Below are 16,152 nucleotides of genomic sequence, written 5' to 3'. Positions count from 1 at the left end.
TTCCTTCATGGACTATGATTTGGGATATTTCGATGATGAGACATGCAGGCTCGAACCACTCCAAAACCCCTTCGGGCCAAAAGTGTTACCCATGTCTCCGGTATAAACCGTAACCTATGTGTCCGGAACGGACCCAATAATGCCAACACCAAGACGGCGCGGGTGAAGTGGGGCGGCGCGCCAACGACGGTTGCGGGCATCTCGCTTCCGTCTGTAGCCGCGATCAGGGACCAGCGGGAAATACGCAATGCTGGCGCCACCAACAGCCAGAAAGCGTTTCAAGGTACAACGGGCGGCCTTGGTTCAACGACAGGCGCAATCCTCACAGCCACTGACGACACGCAAGCTGACGTGACAATCACCATCACGGGACAGCTTGGCACAACGACGGATACCCTCACCTTGGAGAACGCGCTGGTCGAAGTGCTCTATGCTGCCTGATCGGCAAAGCGCACCGCCGGCCGCGTCCGCCAAAGGTTTATTATCTTCCGGTGGATGGAGGCTTCCCAGACCCCATAGGCGATCGAAAGACCCAGAGACACGCCCGAGATGAGAATGAACATTGTCCAACTCGGGCGGTTGACCAGCATGAAGAACGTGCTCACGAATTGAGCATGGATCAGATAGAACCCGTAGGAAGCATCACCCGCCCGTTTTAATAGCCCATGCTCGGCAAACATGGTCGCGCGCGTCGCGGCCAACACCATCAGCGTAGCGGATATCCCGATGCCGATCTGAAATGGAAGCCACGCGAGCCCGAGATGACTGCGGCAGAGCGCAAGCAAGGCGACCGCTGCCAGAAAGGCCGGCACGCCGCGATATTCGATGTAATCTCGATACCAGTAGGCGAACATGCCGAAAATGAAGGCAAGGTTGATCTGCGAGAGCGCAATCTCAATTACGCCGCCCTGCTGGCTCCAGTGACCGAAACAAAGGATGATCAGCCCCCAGGCCGCCACCAGTAGCTGGCGGGCGGCGATGCTCGGCACGAAGCAAAGCAGCGCGACGACGACATAGAAGAATATCTCGAAAACGAGCGTCCATTCGACAGCCAGCAAGTAAGGGATTTTGCCTGCCGGGTAGAGCAACAGCGCGCCGGGCCAATCGTAGGAGCGCTGAAGGCTCCCAATCAGGATCAAGCGCATGGGGATGGTGATTGCCACCGCCAGCCAGAAGCCCGGGTAGATTCGAAGTGCGCGTCTCAGGATAAATTCTCCGGGCGTAGCTTTCGCCGAGAGCATGGCCATAAGGTAGCCTGATAACGCGAAGAACACCGCCACGCCGCTCGCTCCGTATCTAGCAACGGCAAGGCTCCCTTCGGGGATGACATGGTGCATTTGGGCGTAAGCGACGGCATGATGGGCGAAAACGCCGAAGGCCGCTAGAAATCGAAGAGCCTGCAACCCCGCCATCGTCTGCCGCTGGTTTTGATTGGCAGACATTGCGCCCCATTGCTGCGGTTTGCCGCGCGGCTTATGACCAGGTCGAATTCGGACTTTTATCGTCATTCCATATCTCACGCAATCTGTCACCGCGCGCAAGCTCGCCCCCGCAAGGGCGGGCTTGACGATTTCAGCCCCGGCAGCGACACGGCGCCGAGCCTATGGCTCGCTACAGGGCCAATCTTCAGGCCTCGTCAAGCCAGAAGGCAACTCGGTCCGGGCGTCTCCGCAAGCCATGTTGAGCTGCCACTGGGATAGACCCGCCGAATTGGAAAGATCGAGGCCCTCGATACGGGTCAGAAAGAAAAAAGCGCGGTCAAAGTCTATCGGCGCGGTGAACGTCGCTCCTCGGAAGTCCGCCCGCGCGAGATTGGCAAACGAAAAGCGGCTGCCGCTGATATCGGCGTCATGGAACTGCGCTCGCCCCAATTCCGCCTTTGTGAAATCAACATTGGTCAGATTGGCGTCCTGGAAATTCGAGCGCTGCACTTCCGCGCTCGTAAACACAGCGCCCTGCGCGTCCATATGGCTGAAGTCGGTCCTGTAGGCCTCGATTTTGTCGAACCGGGCGCCTTTGGCGGTCGAGTCGGCCAGGGAAGCACGCACAAGCGTTGCCTTCTCAAAATTTGCCGCAAGGAGATTGCTGTTCCTGAGGTCGGTCGAAGTGAAATCAACACCGATCAGGTTCGCCCCGCTCAGGTCCTGTCCTTTTAGGATGAGAAGCTTTTTGTCACAGTCCTGCCAATTGACGCCAGGCGTCGCGGCTGCGTCGCAATTTTGAGCGGCAGTGGCGTTCTGCCACGCAAATACAATGCAAACCGCTAGAACCAAGCCGGATGTGCCGTAAGCTCTGGTTCGTCTCAAAGTCATTGTTGCTGGACCTCTGCTACTCGCCGACAATCAACCTTACCACATCTGCTGACACTCGAAAGCGACGGCATTTTGCCCGCTAATCCCGCTAGTCCCCACCGCCAAATGAAAAGCCCGCCACAGGAAGGCAGCGGGCTTTTAACAGGCACCGTCCTGGCCACCCTTCCGCAGCCTGACGCCAGCGCCACCGCCGTTCTCGGGGATGAACTCGACGCCGGCAGATGCCTATCCCCCTTAATCGAGATCGGCAGCGTTTGTTAGTGCGGCTTGGGCCTTCATCTCGGCAAGATCGGCTGATTTCTGTGCGGCAATGGCCTTCACCTTGGCAAGACGTTGGCTACGTGTCTCGCGGGCTACATACCACTCTTCAAACAGCATCTCGATCAATTCAATCAGCGCCTGAGCCTCTCCTGGTTCGACTTCGACGATCATGTCGATGTCGCTCTCCATATGTGCCCCTATGTTGCCAACCTCGCGGATTGCGTCAATTGCATCAACCGTTTCAGCGGCAACGCCAGGGGGCGCAGTCCCCTCATCAAGGGCCAAGCGAAGGGCTTTAATCTCGTCGATAAGGCGCTTCTTCGTTATCCCACAGAAGTCTCGAATCATGCCCTGTAGGCATCGCCTTGCAAGTGTGGCGGCTGCCTTTGGACTGAGGTCTCTGATGGCGCAGGCCTCGCGATAGTCGGCGGTCAACGGTGCTGGAACGTAATCCGGTTGTGGTTTAGCGAACGACGAAGGGCGCAATTTCCAAGACTCGATTGCATCCTTTAGAGCCACCCGATTGCCTGCAGCATTGAGAACCGTGAGCCTCAGATCAGCTTTGATGCTAGGCTGATTACATAGAGCATTGAGACACCTGGTTGCTTCAATGACAATCCCGATCCGGCCGAGTGCTGTGTCTCCAATCGGCAAATCGAACAGCCCAAATCGCGTGTTATTGCCTCGTATTTGATGGCGCTGGCAAAATGGACATGTCCATTCGTTCATTGTTGTCCCTTTCTCAGCCGGACCCCGGGACCCTCGCCGTTTTCGTCCACGAAGATGACTCCAGCGGCTTCAATTGCTTTGCAGATAGCTTCGACGGAATAACCCGGGCCTGTGCTTTCGGTCTCAATCCTCGTGATCGTGTTTCGATGCACACCCGACTTCTCGGCCAGGTCCCGAACCGTCCAGTTCAGTAGGCCGCGAGCCGCTCTAACTTGTGCACTTGTCACCATGTAATGTTCCTGTATAGTGCATCTGTCACCATAAAGGTGCACATAGCACAATATTGGGAGAATACCAAATGCCAAACACCTCTAGTCGGGCAGCCGCAGAAGGCTTGCCCAATGTCAACCGCCGCCGGCTGCTCAATCTGACCGGGGCGGGGCTTGCTCTCGCCGCAACCGCAATGGCTACGAAGCCATCTGTGGCCGCACCTACCAGCCGGGTTGCCGAACTCGAAGCCGCATTCCATGCCGAATGGGCAGCGCTCCGTGCCATGGAACCAGACCTGAATGCGGCCGAGCTGCGCTATATGCAGATCAAAGGCAGGCGTCCCGTCTTGGGTGAAATGACACCGGAGGAAAACGAAAGGCTCCGCAAAACGGCTGGGGCAGATCTCTCAAAGCTGCCGCCAAGTCGCGCCAGCGTCGAACATGTCGAGGCCATGCGCGCCTATACAAAGGCGGATGCGGCCGCTCGCCGCAAGTCGGGCTTTGGTAAGCTCGATAGAGCATACGCGGAGGCCACACACCGCACGGGGGACGCGGCCAACGCGCTCCTTCGCTACCCTGCCGCGACGCTTGACGACCTCGCCGCCAAGGTGCGGGTGCATCGCGTCTGGGAATACGACGGGGAAGACTTCAACTTCATCATGAACGACATAGCGCGTGTCGCCGGGAATGGGGGTGTCGTATGAACGCCGCTGTCGCTTCGGATCGGGGCCTAATCACCGAGGCTGATATCGATCGCGGCTATGACGCATGCGCGATAGTCCGCGTTTGCGAACTGGCGATGGAGACAATTCCCGGGCTAGGCCAAGACGCTCTTGTCAACGAAGCCGTTGGCGACATCGTGAGGTTGTTGCGGATGGTGGGACAGATGACCGGGGCATCGCTTAATGCCCTGGAGCTGGCAAAAACGAGACAGGCAGACCCCAAAGCCTGATCATTCCGCCCCCCGAAACGATTGAGCCCGCTGCCTCACGGTGGCGGGCATTTTACGAGGCCGACTGCGTGAACCCGCCAAGCAAGCCGCCCACAAAAGAACCGATTTTGCCATAGGTATCTGGCCCGAGGCTCCCATCGGGCTTCGATTCCACCGTCTCTCGAATCGAGGCCTTTGGGCCGTTAAACGTGCCCTTTTCGATCGCGGCGACGCCTTTCGAAGTCAATTGAACACCCCAGGCTCTACCATCCGAGTAGATGCCGCCTGCGGTAATCAACCCCTCCAATCTTAACCAATGCGTCGCTGCCAGGAAATGCTGCGAGCCGCCCTCTATGGCGGCTTCCTGCGGCATCACATCGCGGGCCTCAATTTCCTGACTTCGGAGCCCGCCGAGCACCAGTTTTGCTAAGATACGGCCGATCAGCTCGTAAGACTCATCTAGCGCGGTCAAAATCGGGCCTTTCCATGTCGCATCCATGTCGCGTGGACTCGCCGATAGTGGCAGGAAACCGTTGGAAATCAACGGGCGGCGTTCCTTGGCTTTGTTACCCTATCTGTTACCCAGCGCCTGAGTTTGGTCTAATTCTGTGCTCTCAGAATTCAGCTAAATTATTGAATTTATTGGCGATCCCGACAGGATTCGAACCTGTGACCATCGGCTTAGAAGGCCGGTGCTCTATCCAGCTGAGCTACGGGACCGCTGACCGGCCGCTGGGCCGGCTGAATATTTGACGCTGGCCGCCGTTCAATGCGTCCAGGGCGTCCTGCGGTCATAGCGGAAATTCTCCGCATAGGAAATCTGGCGGCGCTTGGTCTCTTTCGGCTCCTCGACGCGATAGGCGAGCGCTTCCTTTTCGGCGTAGGCCACCGCCTCTTCCCTGGTGTCGAAGGTGAGCCGGATCTGGCTTCTCATGTCGCCCGACGTGGTGTAGCCCATCAGCGGGTCGATCTTCTTGCGCATCTCGGGGTCGAATTCCAGCACCCAGTAGCCGGTCTTGGCCTTGCCGGATTGCATCGCTGTTTTGGCTGGGCTGAAAATGCGCGCGGACATGGCCACCTCGTTATTGTGCAAGGCAGCATCGCTACCCTTCGCCCGTCATTACTGCGCAATGCGCACGGCGGCAAGGTTTTTGCACTTGCCATGCAACGCCGAAATGAATAGGCAACAGACCGTTCGGAGTGTAGCGCAGCCTGGTAGCGCATCTGGTTTGGGACCAGAGGGTCGGGAGTTCGAATCTCTCCACTCCGACCATCCTCTCCCGAAATGCAATATGGATGGTGATCGGCGCGGCCGTACGGTCACCTTGCTGGGCTTCCCGGCGTGGGCCTTGCCGTGACAGTCTTCCGGTGCCAGTCCGGGGGCGCACGGGGCGCTTCAAAAAATGGCAGCAAACGACAGGCCGGTGATCACCCGGAAGGCTGGCAGAGCAACAAGACCAGCCAGTCGGGCTGCATGGTGCTGGGGCCGCAACACACGTCGGCGACCAAGCTGTGGTTCGGCAAGGCCAGTAACGCGCCGACTTCAGATCGCTGCCACACCACAATGGCGAGGCGGAAACCGGCGCCTATCTGCTGTCCGGCAACGCCCGCATCTATTTTGGTGAGGACTAAGAGGAGTTCGTCGAATTGTCGGCCGGCGACTTCATGTTCGTGCCGCCGTTCCTGCCGCATCTCGAAGCCAATATGAGCAACGGAGCAACTGTGGTGGTTGGCCTGCCGCGCCCGGGAAAACATCGTAGTCAATTTGCCCGACGTCGACGACGCCCAACTCGCCGGCTATCGCCGCGCCTGAGCGCCGGGAACACAATTGACGGCAAGCTCGCCGGGTGACAACCCCAACGCCATCTCCCGGCGAGCCTACACCTGATTTGGAACGCAATCAGGACCGGGGTCAGCCGGCAATCTCCCGCAGCAAGATGGATGCCAGCTGCTATTTCCCGAAATGGCACAGTGACGGGAGTAGTCGACCCTCGGGGCCACGGATCGGAAGCTTGGGCTGGCTGTATGGCCGAGCAAGGTTTCGTCTCTCGCTAAGCGCAAGAGGCCTCCGTCTAGATCTCGAACTCACCTTGCCCTTCATCCATGGCGTTGACGGTTTCAGCGGCGAGCGTGCGCGTGATCGGCGTCTTGCGCTCGAGCGCAGTGCGATCCAGCCTTTCCACCACGCGCATGGCCGTCGCCAGCGAGCGCTCGATGCGGCGCACGAGATACTGCACGACATGCGGCTCGACCTCGACCTGTCGGTCGGCGAACAGCTTGGTGATAACGCCGGCGAGCAGGAGATCGTCGGGCTCATGGATCTCGACTGTCGCCGCCGCCTTCAGCCGCGAAGCGAGATCAGGCAGCCTGACGCCCCATGCCGATGGGAAGCGGCGCGCCGTCAGGAGCAGCGTGGATCCGGCACCCCGCACCGCATTGATCAAATGGAACAGGCCTTGTTCATCAACCGCCCCGGTATCGACATCGTCGATCAGCGCCGGCCGGGCGCCGAGACTGGCGATGCTGTCACCAATGCGCCTGGCGTCGACCGCCACCGCGCTGGCGCGCGCGCGCCAGATCGAGGCCAGATGTGTCTTGCCGGAGCCGGCGGGACCTGCCAGCACGACCACCGGTGAAGGCCAGTCCGGCCAGCGGTCGACCAAGGCCACAGCCTGATTGTTGGTGCCCGAGACGACGAGGTCGTCGCGCGAATAGCCGGTGCCATGGCCGAGATCGAGCGGCAACTGGCGCGGCGGGTCGGCTTTCTGGTCGCTCATGCGGCTCAGCTGTGCGGGCCGGCAAGGCACTTGGTCATCGGCCAGATCATGGCTTGATGGCCCTGCGACGAGCGGCAGGGGTTTGCGGCTCAACGCCGTGGCCCTTGTAGAGCGGCGATTCGAGATAGCGGGCTATGGCAAACCGCACCAGCACGGCAACGGCAGCTGAAGCCGGCACCGCGATCAACAAGCCGACGAAGCCGAACAGCGCACCGAAGGCAAACAATGAAAACATCAGCCATACCGGGTGCAGGCCGACGCTTTTGCCGACCAGCCGCGGCTGCAGGATGTTGCCCTCGATGAACTGGCCGATGAAGAACACGACGGCGACGGCGACGATCATGGTCCAGTCCGGCCAGAACTGGACGAAGGCAACGCCGACGGCCAGCACCAGCCCGGTCAGCGATCCGACATAGGGAATGAAGGAGATGAGCCCGGCGAACAGGCCGATGAGGATGGCGAAATTCAAGCCGGTCAGCGTCAGCCCGGTGGCGTACATGGCACCCAGCACCAGGCACAGCGTGCCCTGGCCGCGAACGAAGCCGGCTGTCGCGGTGTTGATGTCGCGGGCGATGGCGCGCACGGTCGCGACGTTGTCGCGCGGCACCCAGCTGTCGATGACCGCCACCATGCGGTCCCAGTCGAGCAGCATGTAGAAGGCGACCACCGGCGTCACCACGAACAGGCTGACCACCGATACCAGCGCCATGCCGGAACTCCACAGCGAGGTAAAGACGGTGGTGATGAGACCGAAGCCGGAGGTCAGCAGCGAATTCAGGCCGTCGCGCAGGCCATTGGCGTTGACGCCGAATTTCTGCTCCAGCCATTTCGGGTCAAACGACGTGATCAGGCTCTGCAGCCGGGTCAAATACTCCGGCAGCTTTCCGGCGAAATCGGCCATTTGCGTGGCCAGAACCGGAATGAGGATGACGAAGGCCAGCACCAGCACGATGAGGAAGGTGATGAGGATGACCACCGTCGCCATGAAACGGGACAGGCCGAGCCGCTGCAGCCGGTCGGCGACGGGATCGAGAAAGTAGGCGAGCACCATGCCGGCGACGAAGGGCAACAGGATGGCGCTGAAGACATAGAGAAAAAACGCCAGGATGGCCGCGCCGGCCAGCCAGAAGAAGATCTGGCGGCGGAAGGCGGCGGACGCGGCAATGTCGGCGGCCGCAGCCTCTATCGCCACCGCTTCTGTCTCAGATGTCCGGAGTGGAGCCTTCGCCATAGCCGCTCATGTGCCTCAGCCAAGCCACGAGATAGGCCGCGGCCGAAGCCACGGTCAAGACCCCGGACAGCAATATGAGGGCTGGCCTCAGCGGGTCGAGGTGAACGACAATGGCCAGTTCGCCCAGCACAACCGCGGCCAGCACGATCTGGATGGCGGTGTTGGCCTTCGACACGAACAGCGGTTTCATCTCGACCGGATGGGCCATGACGGTGGACAACACAACGGCGCAGACGATCAACGCGTCGCGCGACACCATGGTGACGACCAGCCAGAGCGGCAATTGCCCGATGAAACCCATGACAACGAACACCGAAACCAGCAGCAGCTTGTCGGCCATCGGATCGAGATAGGCGCCAAGCCTTGACTGCTGGTTGAAGCGGCGGGCGATGAAGCCGTCGACGCCGTCGGAAATGCCGGCGATGAGGAAACCGGCAAAGGCCCAGTCCCAGCGCGCCTGCAGCATCGCCAGCACTACGGCGGGCACCAGCACGAAGCGCATGATCGTGATCATGTTGGGGAAGGTCAAACACGTATCCCGTCGCTTTTCTTCTGCTGATACATGATGGAGACTGGGGCTGGGCGCAACAGAGAAGCGCCACACAGCCGGCCATCTCAGGCCGCAGACGCCTCAAGGATGGAAATGGGTCCCCGGGTCTGAATCACTCGTTCAAGGTGTAGCCCGGCGGCTTCGAACAAGCTTGCATACTGGCCCTGCGTTCTCTCCAGGCCGCCGGTGACGGCGAGCATGACCACGTCGATACCCTTGATCTGGTTCGGTTCGTCACCTGGAGGCACGAGCGTCTCGGCCACGAGCACCCTCCCGTTCGGCAGCATTGCCTTGCGGCAATTTCGCAGGATCACCGCGGCACGCTCATCATCCCAATCGTGAACGACCTTCTTGATGACGTAGGCATCGCCGGTGGGAACACTTTCAAAAAAATCGCCGGCGACAAATTCGGTGCGCGGCAGGTCGCCTCCGGCACCCTGGCGTGCCGCCGCAAGGCCCGAAGGCAGATCGAAAAGCACGCCGCTCAAATGAGGGTTGCAGGCCAGAATCGCCGAGAGAAGCTGACCATGCCCGCCGCCGACGTCGACGATGCGCGTGAACGGCTTGAAATCATAAGCTTCGGCAACAGCCTCGTTGCTGCCTTGGCTCAAGGCGACCATGGCACGCTGAAACAAGGCAGCCTGCACCGGGTGTTCCGACAGCCACTCAAACCTTGGGCTCCCGAACACCTTGTCGAAGGCCGGCTTTCCAGTGCGCACAGAATGCAGCAGCTGCTCGAAGGCAAGATAGGCCTCGCTGTTGATCATACGGACGAAGTCACGGGGACCCGGCCGATCGGAGCGCAGCACGGCGCCAACCTCCGTTAACTCGAAATGACGGGGTAGTACTTCCCTAAAGACCCCTTCAGGCGCCAGAAGTCGCATTACACGATAAAGCGGGTCAGCATCTGATTGAGTGGCAGCTGCTAGTTCATCTACCGACCGCTCGCCGGCAGCCAGGAGATCGGGGATGCCGAGTTCGATAATGACGCGCAGTGCCTGTGACACGGCGAATCCGAATCCCAGCCTCATGATCTGTTGCGATGGGTTGAGCATGGCTTGTCCCCGGATGCCTGATGCGTGGCAAACAGAGCACCAACAACAGCTAGACACAAGGATGCAAAGGGGTGAAGGCGAAGATGGACACGCGGGTTTTGCCTCCGATAAGAAGCGAGAACAGGGGGGATTTTACACAAGGGACCGCTACCGCCGCCGAAAAACCACCGCCACGCTTTTATCGGGGGGCGAAAGCCCTCCATTCCGCCGTTATCCTTGCGAGCCGAGGCGGTTCATGCGAAGAGCCCGCAAACGAGTGGAAACAGCGATGAGCAAGCGCCAGAAATGAGCAAGCGCAAGAACGGGCTCACCTATGCCGAAGCTGGCGTCGATATCGATGCCGGCAATCTCATGGTTGAGAAGATCAAGCCGCTGGTGCGCGCGACGCGCCGGCCGGGCGCCGATGGCGAAATCGGCGGGTTTGGCGGCCTGTTCGACCTCAAGGCCGCCGGCTTCACCGATCCGGTGCTGGTGGCCGCCAATGACGGCGTCGGCACCAAGCTCAAGATCGCGATCGATGCCGGCAAGCACGATACGATCGGCATCGATCTCGTCGCTATGTGCGTCAACGACATCGTCGTGCAAGGTGCGGAACCGCTGTTCTTCCTCGACTATTTCGCCACCGGCAAGCTCGATCCCGACCAGGGCGCCGCGATCGTCGGCGGCATTGCCGAGGGCTGCCGCCTGGCCGGCTGCGCGCTGATCGGTGGCGAGACGGCGGAAATGCCCGGCATGTATCATGGCAACGACTACGACCTCGCCGGCTTTGCGGTGGGCGCGGCCGAACGCGGGCAACTGTTGCCCACCGACGACATCGTCGAGGGCGACGTGCTGCTTGGGCTCGCCTCCTCGGGTCTGCATTCGAACGGATTTTCGCTGGTGCGCCGCATCGTCGCCGTCAGCGGCCTGGCTTGGGGCGATTCGGCGCCGTTCAACGACGAGGCGACGCTCGCCGAGGCGCTGCTCGAGCCGACCCGCATCTACGTCAAGTCGATCCTCAAGGCGATCCGCAACACGCATGGCATCAAGGCGCTCGCCCACATCACCGGCGGCGGCTTCCCGGAAAACATTCCGCGCGTGCTGCCCAAGGATTTTTCGGCCGAGCTTGACCTCGAGGCGATCGACGTCCCTCGCGTGTTCTCGTGGCTGGCCAAGACCGGTGGCGTGGCGCCGGAAGAAATGATGCGCACCTTCAATTGCGGCATCGGCATGATCCTGGCGGTCGCATCCGGCCAGGCAGCGCAGGTCGCGGCCGTGCTGCAGGAGGCCGGCGAGACGGTGACGCCGATCGGCCGCATCGTGCCGCGCCGCGATGCCGGCGTCATCTATCGGGGCTCGATCGGCCTATGAGCGCGCAGAGGAAACGCACCGTTGTCCTGATCTCCGGGCGCGGCTCCAACATGACCGCGCTGATCGCCGCGGCCAGTGACCCGGCCTTCCCGGCCGAGATCGTCGGCGTCATTTCCGACAAGGCCGACGCCGCCGGCCTCGGCATCGCCAGGGCGCGCGGCATCGCCACACAGGTCATCTCCCGTGCCGACCATGGCAGCAAGCAGGCACATGACGCCGCCATCGACGCAGCGCTCGCGGCATTCAATGCCGAAATCGTGGCGCTGGCCGGCTACATGCGCATCCTTACCCCCGGCTTCGTCCAGAAATGGCAGGGCCGCATGATCAACATTCACCCTGCCCTGCTGCCGGCTTTCAAGGGGCTCGACACCCATGCGCGCGCACTGGCCGCCGGCATGCGCATCCATGGCTGTACGGTGCATTTCGTCACTTCCGAGATGGATGACGGTCCGATCATCGCCCAGGCGGCCGTGCCGGTGATGGTCGGCGACACTGTGGATACATTGGCTGCCCGCGTGCTGAAGACCGAACACCGGCTCTATCCGCTGGCGCTGGGGCTGGTCGCCGAAGGCAAGGCGCGCATGGAGGCCGGCCGCACAGTGCTCGCCCACTTTGCCGACGATGCCGATAACGGCACATCGGTGGTGATGGCCCCCGACCCGCGGCGTGAGGAAGCCGACCTCGAGCATCTGGCGCGCATTACGCCGTAAGCCGGGAGCGGCGATGAAGCAGCTACTCCTCCTTCGCCACGCCAAATCGAGCTGGGACGACCCTGGTCTCGATGATTTCGACCGACCCCTGGCCGAACGCGGAGTGAAGGCAGCGCGCTTGATGGGTCGCGAACTTACGGCGCGTGACTGGCTGCCGGAACTGGCGCTGGTGTCGCCGACGCTGCGCACCCGCGACACCTGGCGGCTGGTGGCGGCTGAGCTGCCCGTACTTCCCGAGATCACGTTCGTTGAGGCGCTCTATGATGCTTCAGCCGCGGATATTCTGAGCCAGATTCGTAAAACAGACGGGTCGCGCCGATGCCTGGTCGTGATCGGCCACAATCCGGGCCTGGAGGATTTGGCCAAGCAGCTTGCCGGACCAGGGTCGGAGGCCAAAGCGCGCAAGCGGCTCGATGAAAAATTCCCGACTGCCGCCCTTGCGCGCGTTGTCTTCGAAGGCGACTGGTCCGGCCTGTCCTCTGCCCAGCTGACACATTGTCTGCGGCCGAAGGATCTGGGCTAGAGTGTCGAGCGGGCGCGGCAGGTCAAACCCGCCGCGCCTAAGATATCAGTTGCCCCAGATGCCCTGGCCGGGTTCCGGCCAATCGGTGGTGACCTTCGTCCTGGTACCGGCAGCCTTGTGCTCAGCCATATCCGTGTTCTTGACCGCCCCGGTGACGGCATGATCGACGCCGGCAACCGGAACAACCGGCTGGCCGGCATTGTTGGAGCCGTAGTGGTCGCTGCCGGCAAAGGCGCTGCTCGCGGCAACGATGATGGCGGTGACGGTGAGAGCGATCTTGTGCATTTTCAAGTCTCCTGGTTCTTTCGTTAGGCGGCGTCTTGGGAGGACGGTTCCGCTCACGACAAGACCAGATGCCGTCCGGTTTTATTCCCGGAAGCGCGATACTTTGTGGATCATCGGTGGAATTCGGCGGTCGGTCGCCGACTGGGCATCGGCATCGTCATGCGCAAAAAACAAGAGCGGCGGGCCAAGCCCACCGCTCTTTGTAGTCAAGGAATCAAGGCCTGCGTTGTTCAGTGGCCCCAGATGCCCTGGCCCGACGGAGCCGGTACGTTGGCATTGGCGTCACCCTGTGCCTTCAAGGACTTCGCGATCGAGCCGGTGTGCGAGTTGTCGATGCTGAAAATCGACTGGCTCGAAGACTGGTTAGCGACCGGCTGGTTGGCATTGTAAGAGCCGTAATTGTCGCTGCCATGGGCAAAGGCGCTGGCCGTGGCAACAAGCAGGGCGGCAGCGGTGAGTGCGATCTTGGTCATTTTAAGTACTCCTGATTTTGGGATTGGAATGACTGAGACTGGGTCGGAGAAGGCGATTAGCGGTTGCCGAACAGGTTGCGGTCGGAACCCTGCGTGACCGGCTTCTCGACGGTCGAGTTCGACTTCTGGACCGAGCCCGTGAACGAGTGGTCAATGGCGACGGCAGGCTGATTGGCGTTGGCCGAGCCATAGTGGTCGCTGCCAGCAAAAGCAGTGCCCGTGGCAACGAGGATGGCGGCGGCGGTAAGTGCGATCTTGGTCATTTTATTTACTCCAGTGTTTATTCTGTCCGTGTAGTGGCGTGCCCTTGGGAGGAATTTCGCGTCGCTCTGACCACCCCGAGGTGGGTTTGCCCTTCCGTTGATTCCAATCACGAAGATGTTCCTCCGCAGCTGGAATCCAGGCCTTGAAAATTGACACAGGGCCTCGCGGTCAGAATTTTATACATCAAAATCAGATGGTTATGGGAAATTACCCCGTGCATGACGCCGCCATTCATTGAGCCGACGTTCACCAAACATGGACGGTCCGTCATCATAATCGAACCGAACGGTTCGGTTTTATCGAAGGTGAGTGAATTCAGGCTGATCAAAGGCGGCGGCAGCAGGCTAGTCTGCTATTTGCCTTGCGGCTGGATCGATATTATCGGTTGTTCCCTGAGTATGCATTTGTACGCTGCTAGCCGCATACTCCGAGATGCGAGATGGCAGCCTCCCAGGACAGCGATAGAGATGCGGCTGCTGCTCGTCGAAGACAATCGCGAATTGGCCGACTGGCTGGGCAAGACCTTGCGGCAGGCGAACTATGTCGTCGACGTCGTCCATGACGGCGAGGATGTCGAGCACGCGCTGGCCGCCGGTGACCACGCACTTGTCATCCTTGACCTGGCCTTGCCGCGCATGAGCGGAATGGAGGTGCTGCGCATGTTGCGGTCGCGCGGCAACCGGGTGCCGGTCATCGTGCTGACCGCCAATGCCAGCCTCGACGGCCGGGTCAAGGGCCTCAACGAAGGCGCCGACGACTATCTGGCGAAGCCCTTCCAGATCGAGGAACTCGAAGCGCGCATTCGCGCGCAATTGCGCCGTGCCAATGACCGCACCGCGCCGGTCGTTGCCTGCGGTGATCTCGCCTTCGACACAAACACGCGGCTGTTTTTGCTCGCCGGTGAGACTCTGGCGCTGACACCGCGCGAGCATGCGGTGCTGGAACAACTGATGGTCAAGGCCGGGCGCACGGTGAGCAAGGCGGCATTATCGGCCGCGATCTATGATTTCGAGACCGACGCCGACCCCAGCGCCATCGAGATCTATGTGCACCGTGTGCGCAAGAAGCTGGAAGGGGCGCGGGTCCGTATCGTCACGCTACGCGGCCTCGGCTATCTCCTGCGCCATGAAGATTAACAGTCTGCGCTTGCAGCTTCTCGCGTGGGTGGTGCTGCCGCTCGTCGGGCTCGCCACCATCAATCTGTGGACCAGCCACGGCAACGCGCTGGCAACCGCGGACCTCGTCACCGATCGCATGCTGATGGGCTCGGCACGCGCTATCGCGGAACGTGTCGCCATGACCGACGGCGTGCTCGACGCCACGATACCGCCGGCGGCGATCGAGATGTTCGACACGGGCGATCACGACAGCGTCTACTACCATGTCAAGACTGCCGGAGGGCGGCTGCTGACCGGCTATCCGGATCTGCCGGAGGCACCGAAGTCCCAGGACACAGAAGCAAACTATCGCGACCACCGGCTGCGGTTGCTCACCTTCAGCCACACGGTGGTCGGCGCCGGAGGCGATTCGCCGATCACCGTTACGATCGGCGTCACGCTTGCCGGACACGACGCCATGGTGCGGCGTCTCTGGTTTGGCGCCTTTGCCCAACAACTGGCGCTGGTGGCGATTGCCGGTCTGTTCGTCCTGCTGGGCTTGCATCGCGGCCTAGCGCCCTTGATCCGGTTGCGCGACGCAGTGCGCTCGCCAAGCCGCAGCGAGTTGGATCCGGTCGAAGTGCCAGGGGCGCAAAGCGAAATCCGTCCACTGATCGATGCGCTGAACGCCTATATGGAGCGCGTGCGGGCGCAGATGGCGGCGCAACGCCGCTTCATCGCCAATGCGGCGCACCAGTTGCGGACGCCTCTGGCGCTGCTGTCGACACAGGCAAGCTACGCGCTGCGCGAAAGTGCCTCCGACGCACGCCAGGAAGCGCTGATGGCGCTGCAGGCCAGCTCCGGCCGGCTGGCGCGGTTGGCCGAACAGCTCCTGACCCTGTCACGGGCGGAGCCGGGCAGCCGGCGGCCGCGCGCCGACCGCATCGACCTTACCGAAGCCGCCCGCCACGTGCTGGAAACGCAGGCGCCGACAGCGATCGGCCGCAATATCGATCTCGGCCTCGAGGAGACCGGTCCGGTGCCGGTCATCGGCGATGGCACCATGTTGCGCGAGATGATCGTCAACCTCGTCGACAACGCGCTGCGCTACTCCCGGGCCGGCGCCAGCGTCACGGTGAAATTGGCGGCCATCGACGACGAAGCCGTGCTGACGGTCGCCGACGATGGGCCCGGCATCCCGTTGGATGAGCGAGACCATGTGTTTGAACGCTTCTACCGCATTGCCCGGTCGACCGAGGAAGGCAGCGGGCTTGGCCTGGCCATTGTGCGCGAGGTCGTCGACAATGCCGGCGGCCGCGTCACCCTTGGGGATGGCGCGGCCGGCGGTCTGGTGGTCGAGGTAAGGCTGCCGCTGGCAAGCAGCTAAGGGTCTGT

The 16,152-nt window shown here is 61.4% G+C and carries 21 protein-coding genes and 2 tRNA genes; 8 read left to right on the top strand and 15 right to left on the bottom strand.

Annotation, left to right across the window (positions count from 1 at the left end; genetic code table 11):
- Nucleotides 1-428: 428 nt before the first annotated feature.
- The 4 genes from ASD12_RS14880 to ASD12_RS14865 all read right to left on the bottom strand — a co-directional run bounded on the left by ASD12_RS14880 (nucleotide 429) and on the right by ASD12_RS14865 (nucleotide 3,532).
- Nucleotides 429-1,508, bottom strand: a complete 1,080-nt coding sequence (locus tag ASD12_RS14880; RefSeq protein ID WP_082525443.1) for an acyltransferase — start codon at nucleotides 1,506-1,508, stop codon at nucleotides 429-431.
- A gap of 93 nt (nucleotides 1,509-1,601) precedes the next feature.
- Entirely contained in the window at nucleotides 1,602-2,312 is a 711-nt protein-coding gene (locus ASD12_RS14875; RefSeq protein ID WP_056587152.1) for a pentapeptide repeat-containing protein, read from the bottom strand.
- Nucleotides 2,313-2,546: 234 nt separating this feature from the next.
- Complete coding sequence (locus tag ASD12_RS14870) at nucleotides 2,547-3,302, bottom strand: DUF4145 domain-containing protein (protein WP_056587149.1); 756 nt, start codon at nucleotides 3,300-3,302, stop codon at nucleotides 2,547-2,549.
- Nucleotides 3,299-3,532, bottom strand: a complete 234-nt coding sequence (locus ASD12_RS14865) for a helix-turn-helix transcriptional regulator (protein WP_056587145.1) — start codon at nucleotides 3,530-3,532, stop codon at nucleotides 3,299-3,301. The genes ASD12_RS14870 and ASD12_RS14865 overlap by 4 nt, the downstream gene beginning before the upstream one ends.
- A 104-nt stretch (nucleotides 3,533-3,636) precedes the next feature.
- Between ASD12_RS14865 and ASD12_RS14860 the strand changes: the two genes are divergently transcribed.
- Complete coding sequence (locus tag ASD12_RS14860; protein ID WP_056587141.1) at nucleotides 3,637-4,215, top strand: hypothetical protein; 579 nt, start codon at nucleotides 3,637-3,639, stop codon at nucleotides 4,213-4,215.
- On the top strand, nucleotides 4,212-4,463 hold the full coding sequence (locus ASD12_RS14855) for a hypothetical protein (protein ID WP_056587139.1): 252 nt from the start codon (nucleotides 4,212-4,214) through the stop codon (nucleotides 4,461-4,463). The genes ASD12_RS14860 and ASD12_RS14855 overlap by 4 nt, the downstream gene beginning before the upstream one ends.
- A 52-nt stretch (nucleotides 4,464-4,515) precedes the next feature.
- Here ASD12_RS14855 and ASD12_RS14850 read toward each other — a convergent pair whose 3' ends face one another.
- The 3 genes from ASD12_RS14850 to ASD12_RS14840 all read right to left on the bottom strand — a co-directional run bounded on the left by ASD12_RS14850 (nucleotide 4,516) and on the right by ASD12_RS14840 (nucleotide 5,514).
- On the bottom strand, nucleotides 4,516-4,986 hold the full coding sequence (locus ASD12_RS14850) for a hypothetical protein (RefSeq protein ID WP_156388955.1): 471 nt from the start codon (nucleotides 4,984-4,986) through the stop codon (nucleotides 4,516-4,518).
- A 99-nt stretch (nucleotides 4,987-5,085) separates the two neighbouring features.
- Nucleotides 5,086-5,162 (bottom strand) — tRNA-Arg (locus tag ASD12_RS14845).
- A 46-nt stretch (nucleotides 5,163-5,208) separates the two neighbouring features.
- Complete coding sequence (locus ASD12_RS14840) at nucleotides 5,209-5,514, bottom strand: ETC complex I subunit (protein ID WP_056587179.1); 306 nt, start codon at nucleotides 5,512-5,514, stop codon at nucleotides 5,209-5,211.
- Nucleotides 5,515-5,638: 124 nt separating this feature from the next.
- Between ASD12_RS14840 and ASD12_RS14835 the strand changes: the two genes are divergently transcribed.
- Nucleotides 5,639-5,715: transfer RNA gene (locus tag ASD12_RS14835), tRNA-Pro, on the top strand.
- Nucleotides 5,716-5,870: 155 nt separating this feature from the next.
- Here ASD12_RS14835 and ASD12_RS34130 read toward each other — a convergent pair.
- The 5 genes from ASD12_RS34130 to ASD12_RS14810 all read right to left on the bottom strand — a co-directional run bounded on the left by ASD12_RS34130 (nucleotide 5,871) and on the right by ASD12_RS14810 (nucleotide 10,055).
- Nucleotides 5,871-6,197 (bottom strand): hypothetical protein, encoded by a 327-nt coding sequence (locus ASD12_RS34130; protein ID WP_056587133.1) that lies wholly within the window; start codon nucleotides 6,195-6,197, stop codon nucleotides 5,871-5,873.
- Nucleotides 6,198-6,514: 317 nt separating this feature from the next.
- Nucleotides 6,515-7,219 (bottom strand): DnaA regulatory inactivator HdaA, encoded by a 705-nt coding sequence (gene hdaA, locus ASD12_RS14825; protein ID WP_056587130.1) that lies wholly within the window; start codon nucleotides 7,217-7,219, stop codon nucleotides 6,515-6,517.
- Nucleotides 7,220-7,265: 46 nt separating this feature from the next.
- Entirely contained in the window at nucleotides 7,266-8,450 is a 1,185-nt protein-coding gene (locus ASD12_RS14820; RefSeq protein WP_056587129.1) for an AI-2E family transporter, read from the bottom strand.
- Nucleotides 8,422-8,979 (bottom strand): CDP-alcohol phosphatidyltransferase family protein, encoded by a 558-nt coding sequence (locus ASD12_RS14815; protein ID WP_056587126.1) that lies wholly within the window; start codon nucleotides 8,977-8,979, stop codon nucleotides 8,422-8,424. Before ASD12_RS14815 ends, ASD12_RS14820 begins: the two co-directional genes overlap by 29 nt.
- 86 nt (nucleotides 8,980-9,065) lie before the next feature.
- Entirely contained in the window at nucleotides 9,066-10,055 is a 990-nt protein-coding gene (locus tag ASD12_RS14810; RefSeq protein ID WP_056587124.1) for a methyltransferase, read from the bottom strand.
- A gap of 285 nt (nucleotides 10,056-10,340) precedes the next feature.
- Here ASD12_RS14810 and purM point away from each other — a divergent pair, with 285 nt between their 5' ends.
- Genes purM through ASD12_RS14795 form a run of 3 tightly spaced genes read left to right on the top strand, consistent with a single transcriptional unit; the run spans nucleotide 10,341 to nucleotide 12,638 of the window.
- Nucleotides 10,341-11,405 (top strand): phosphoribosylformylglycinamidine cyclo-ligase, encoded by a 1,065-nt coding sequence (gene purM / locus ASD12_RS14805; protein ID WP_056587121.1) that lies wholly within the window; start codon nucleotides 10,341-10,343, stop codon nucleotides 11,403-11,405.
- Nucleotides 11,402-12,115 (top strand): phosphoribosylglycinamide formyltransferase, encoded by a 714-nt coding sequence (purN, locus tag ASD12_RS14800; RefSeq protein ID WP_056587118.1) that lies wholly within the window; start codon nucleotides 11,402-11,404, stop codon nucleotides 12,113-12,115. The genes purM and purN overlap by 4 nt, the downstream gene beginning before the upstream one ends.
- Nucleotides 12,116-12,128: 13 nt before the next feature.
- On the top strand, nucleotides 12,129-12,638 hold the full coding sequence (locus ASD12_RS14795; protein WP_056587116.1) for a histidine phosphatase family protein: 510 nt from the start codon (nucleotides 12,129-12,131) through the stop codon (nucleotides 12,636-12,638).
- A gap of 45 nt (nucleotides 12,639-12,683) precedes the next feature.
- Here the strand turns inward: ASD12_RS14795 and ASD12_RS14790 are convergent, their stop codons facing one another.
- The 3 genes from ASD12_RS14790 to ASD12_RS14780 all read right to left on the bottom strand — a co-directional run bounded on the left by ASD12_RS14790 (nucleotide 12,684) and on the right by ASD12_RS14780 (nucleotide 13,659).
- A complete protein-coding gene (locus tag ASD12_RS14790; RefSeq protein ID WP_056587112.1) occupies nucleotides 12,684-12,923 on the bottom strand; it encodes a DUF680 domain-containing protein in 240 nt (79 codons plus the stop codon).
- 230 nt (nucleotides 12,924-13,153) lie between these two features.
- Nucleotides 13,154-13,396 carry a DUF680 domain-containing protein gene (locus ASD12_RS14785; protein WP_056587109.1) on the bottom strand — a complete coding sequence of 81 codons (243 nt, stop codon included), beginning with the start codon at nucleotides 13,394-13,396 and terminating at the stop codon, nucleotides 13,154-13,156.
- A 56-nt stretch (nucleotides 13,397-13,452) separates the two neighbouring features.
- On the bottom strand, nucleotides 13,453-13,659 hold the full coding sequence (locus ASD12_RS14780) for a DUF680 domain-containing protein (protein WP_056587105.1): 207 nt from the start codon (nucleotides 13,657-13,659) through the stop codon (nucleotides 13,453-13,455).
- A 468-nt stretch (nucleotides 13,660-14,127) separates the two neighbouring features.
- On the opposite strand from ASD12_RS14780, the gene ASD12_RS14775 reads away from it, so the two are divergent.
- Nucleotides 14,128-14,796, top strand: coding sequence for a response regulator (locus ASD12_RS14775; protein WP_056587103.1), 669 nt, complete (start codon nucleotides 14,128-14,130; stop codon nucleotides 14,794-14,796).
- Nucleotides 14,786-16,144, top strand: a complete 1,359-nt coding sequence (locus ASD12_RS14770) for a sensor histidine kinase (protein WP_056587100.1) — start codon at nucleotides 14,786-14,788, stop codon at nucleotides 16,142-16,144. The genes ASD12_RS14775 and ASD12_RS14770 overlap by 11 nt, the downstream gene beginning before the upstream one ends.
- Nucleotides 16,145-16,152 lie beyond the last annotated feature (8 nt).

The organism is Mesorhizobium sp. Root102 (assembly GCF_001425625.1).
Taxonomy (GTDB): Bacteria; Pseudomonadota; Alphaproteobacteria; order Rhizobiales; family Rhizobiaceae; genus Mesorhizobium.
The sequence above is the reverse complement of the archived record's forward strand: the minus strand, read 5'-3'. Positions and strand labels throughout refer to the sequence as shown.

Excerpts from the sequence above, each read along its gene's own strand:
- ASD12_RS14880 (WP_082525443.1), bottom strand. The coding sequence starts at position 1,508 with ATGACGATAAAAGTCCGAATTCGACCTGGTCATAAGCCGCGCGGCAAA.
- ASD12_RS14875 (WP_056587152.1), bottom strand. The coding sequence starts at position 2,312 with ATGACTTTGAGACGAACCAGAGCTTACGGCACATCCGGCTTGGTTCTA.
- ASD12_RS14870 (WP_056587149.1), bottom strand. The coding sequence starts at position 3,302 with ATGAACGAATGGACATGTCCATTTTGCCAGCGCCATCAAATACGAGGC.
- ASD12_RS14865 (WP_056587145.1), bottom strand. The coding sequence starts at position 3,532 with ATGGTGACAAGTGCACAAGTTAGAGCGGCTCGCGGCCTACTGAACTGG.
- ASD12_RS14855 (WP_056587139.1), top strand. The coding sequence starts at position 4,212 with ATGAACGCCGCTGTCGCTTCGGATCGGGGCCTAATCACCGAGGCTGAT.
- ASD12_RS14840 (WP_056587179.1), bottom strand. The coding sequence starts at position 5,514 with ATGTCCGCGCGCATTTTCAGCCCAGCCAAAACAGCGATGCAATCCGGC.
- ASD12_RS34130 (WP_056587133.1), bottom strand. The coding sequence starts at position 6,197 with ATGTTTTCCCGGGCGCGGCAGGCCAACCACCACAGTTGCTCCGTTGCT.
- hdaA (WP_056587130.1), bottom strand. The coding sequence starts at position 7,219 with ATGAGCGACCAGAAAGCCGACCCGCCGCGCCAGTTGCCGCTCGATCTC.
- ASD12_RS14820 (WP_056587129.1), bottom strand. The coding sequence starts at position 8,450 with ATGGCGAAGGCTCCACTCCGGACATCTGAGACAGAAGCGGTGGCGATA.
- ASD12_RS14810 (WP_056587124.1), bottom strand. The coding sequence starts at position 10,055 with ATGCTCAACCCATCGCAACAGATCATGAGGCTGGGATTCGGATTCGCC.
- purM (WP_056587121.1), top strand. The coding sequence starts at position 10,341 with ATGAGCAAGCGCAAGAACGGGCTCACCTATGCCGAAGCTGGCGTCGAT.
- purN (WP_056587118.1), top strand. The coding sequence starts at position 11,402 with ATGAGCGCGCAGAGGAAACGCACCGTTGTCCTGATCTCCGGGCGCGGC.
- ASD12_RS14795 (WP_056587116.1), top strand. The coding sequence starts at position 12,129 with ATGAAGCAGCTACTCCTCCTTCGCCACGCCAAATCGAGCTGGGACGAC.
- ASD12_RS14790 (WP_056587112.1), bottom strand. The coding sequence starts at position 12,923 with ATGCACAAGATCGCTCTCACCGTCACCGCCATCATCGTTGCCGCGAGC.
- ASD12_RS14785 (WP_056587109.1), bottom strand. The coding sequence starts at position 13,396 with ATGACCAAGATCGCACTCACCGCTGCCGCCCTGCTTGTTGCCACGGCC.
- ASD12_RS14780 (WP_056587105.1), bottom strand. The coding sequence starts at position 13,659 with ATGACCAAGATCGCACTTACCGCCGCCGCCATCCTCGTTGCCACGGGC.
- ASD12_RS14775 (WP_056587103.1), top strand. The coding sequence starts at position 14,128 with ATGCGGCTGCTGCTCGTCGAAGACAATCGCGAATTGGCCGACTGGCTG.
- ASD12_RS14770 (WP_056587100.1), top strand. The coding sequence starts at position 14,786 with ATGAAGATTAACAGTCTGCGCTTGCAGCTTCTCGCGTGGGTGGTGCTG.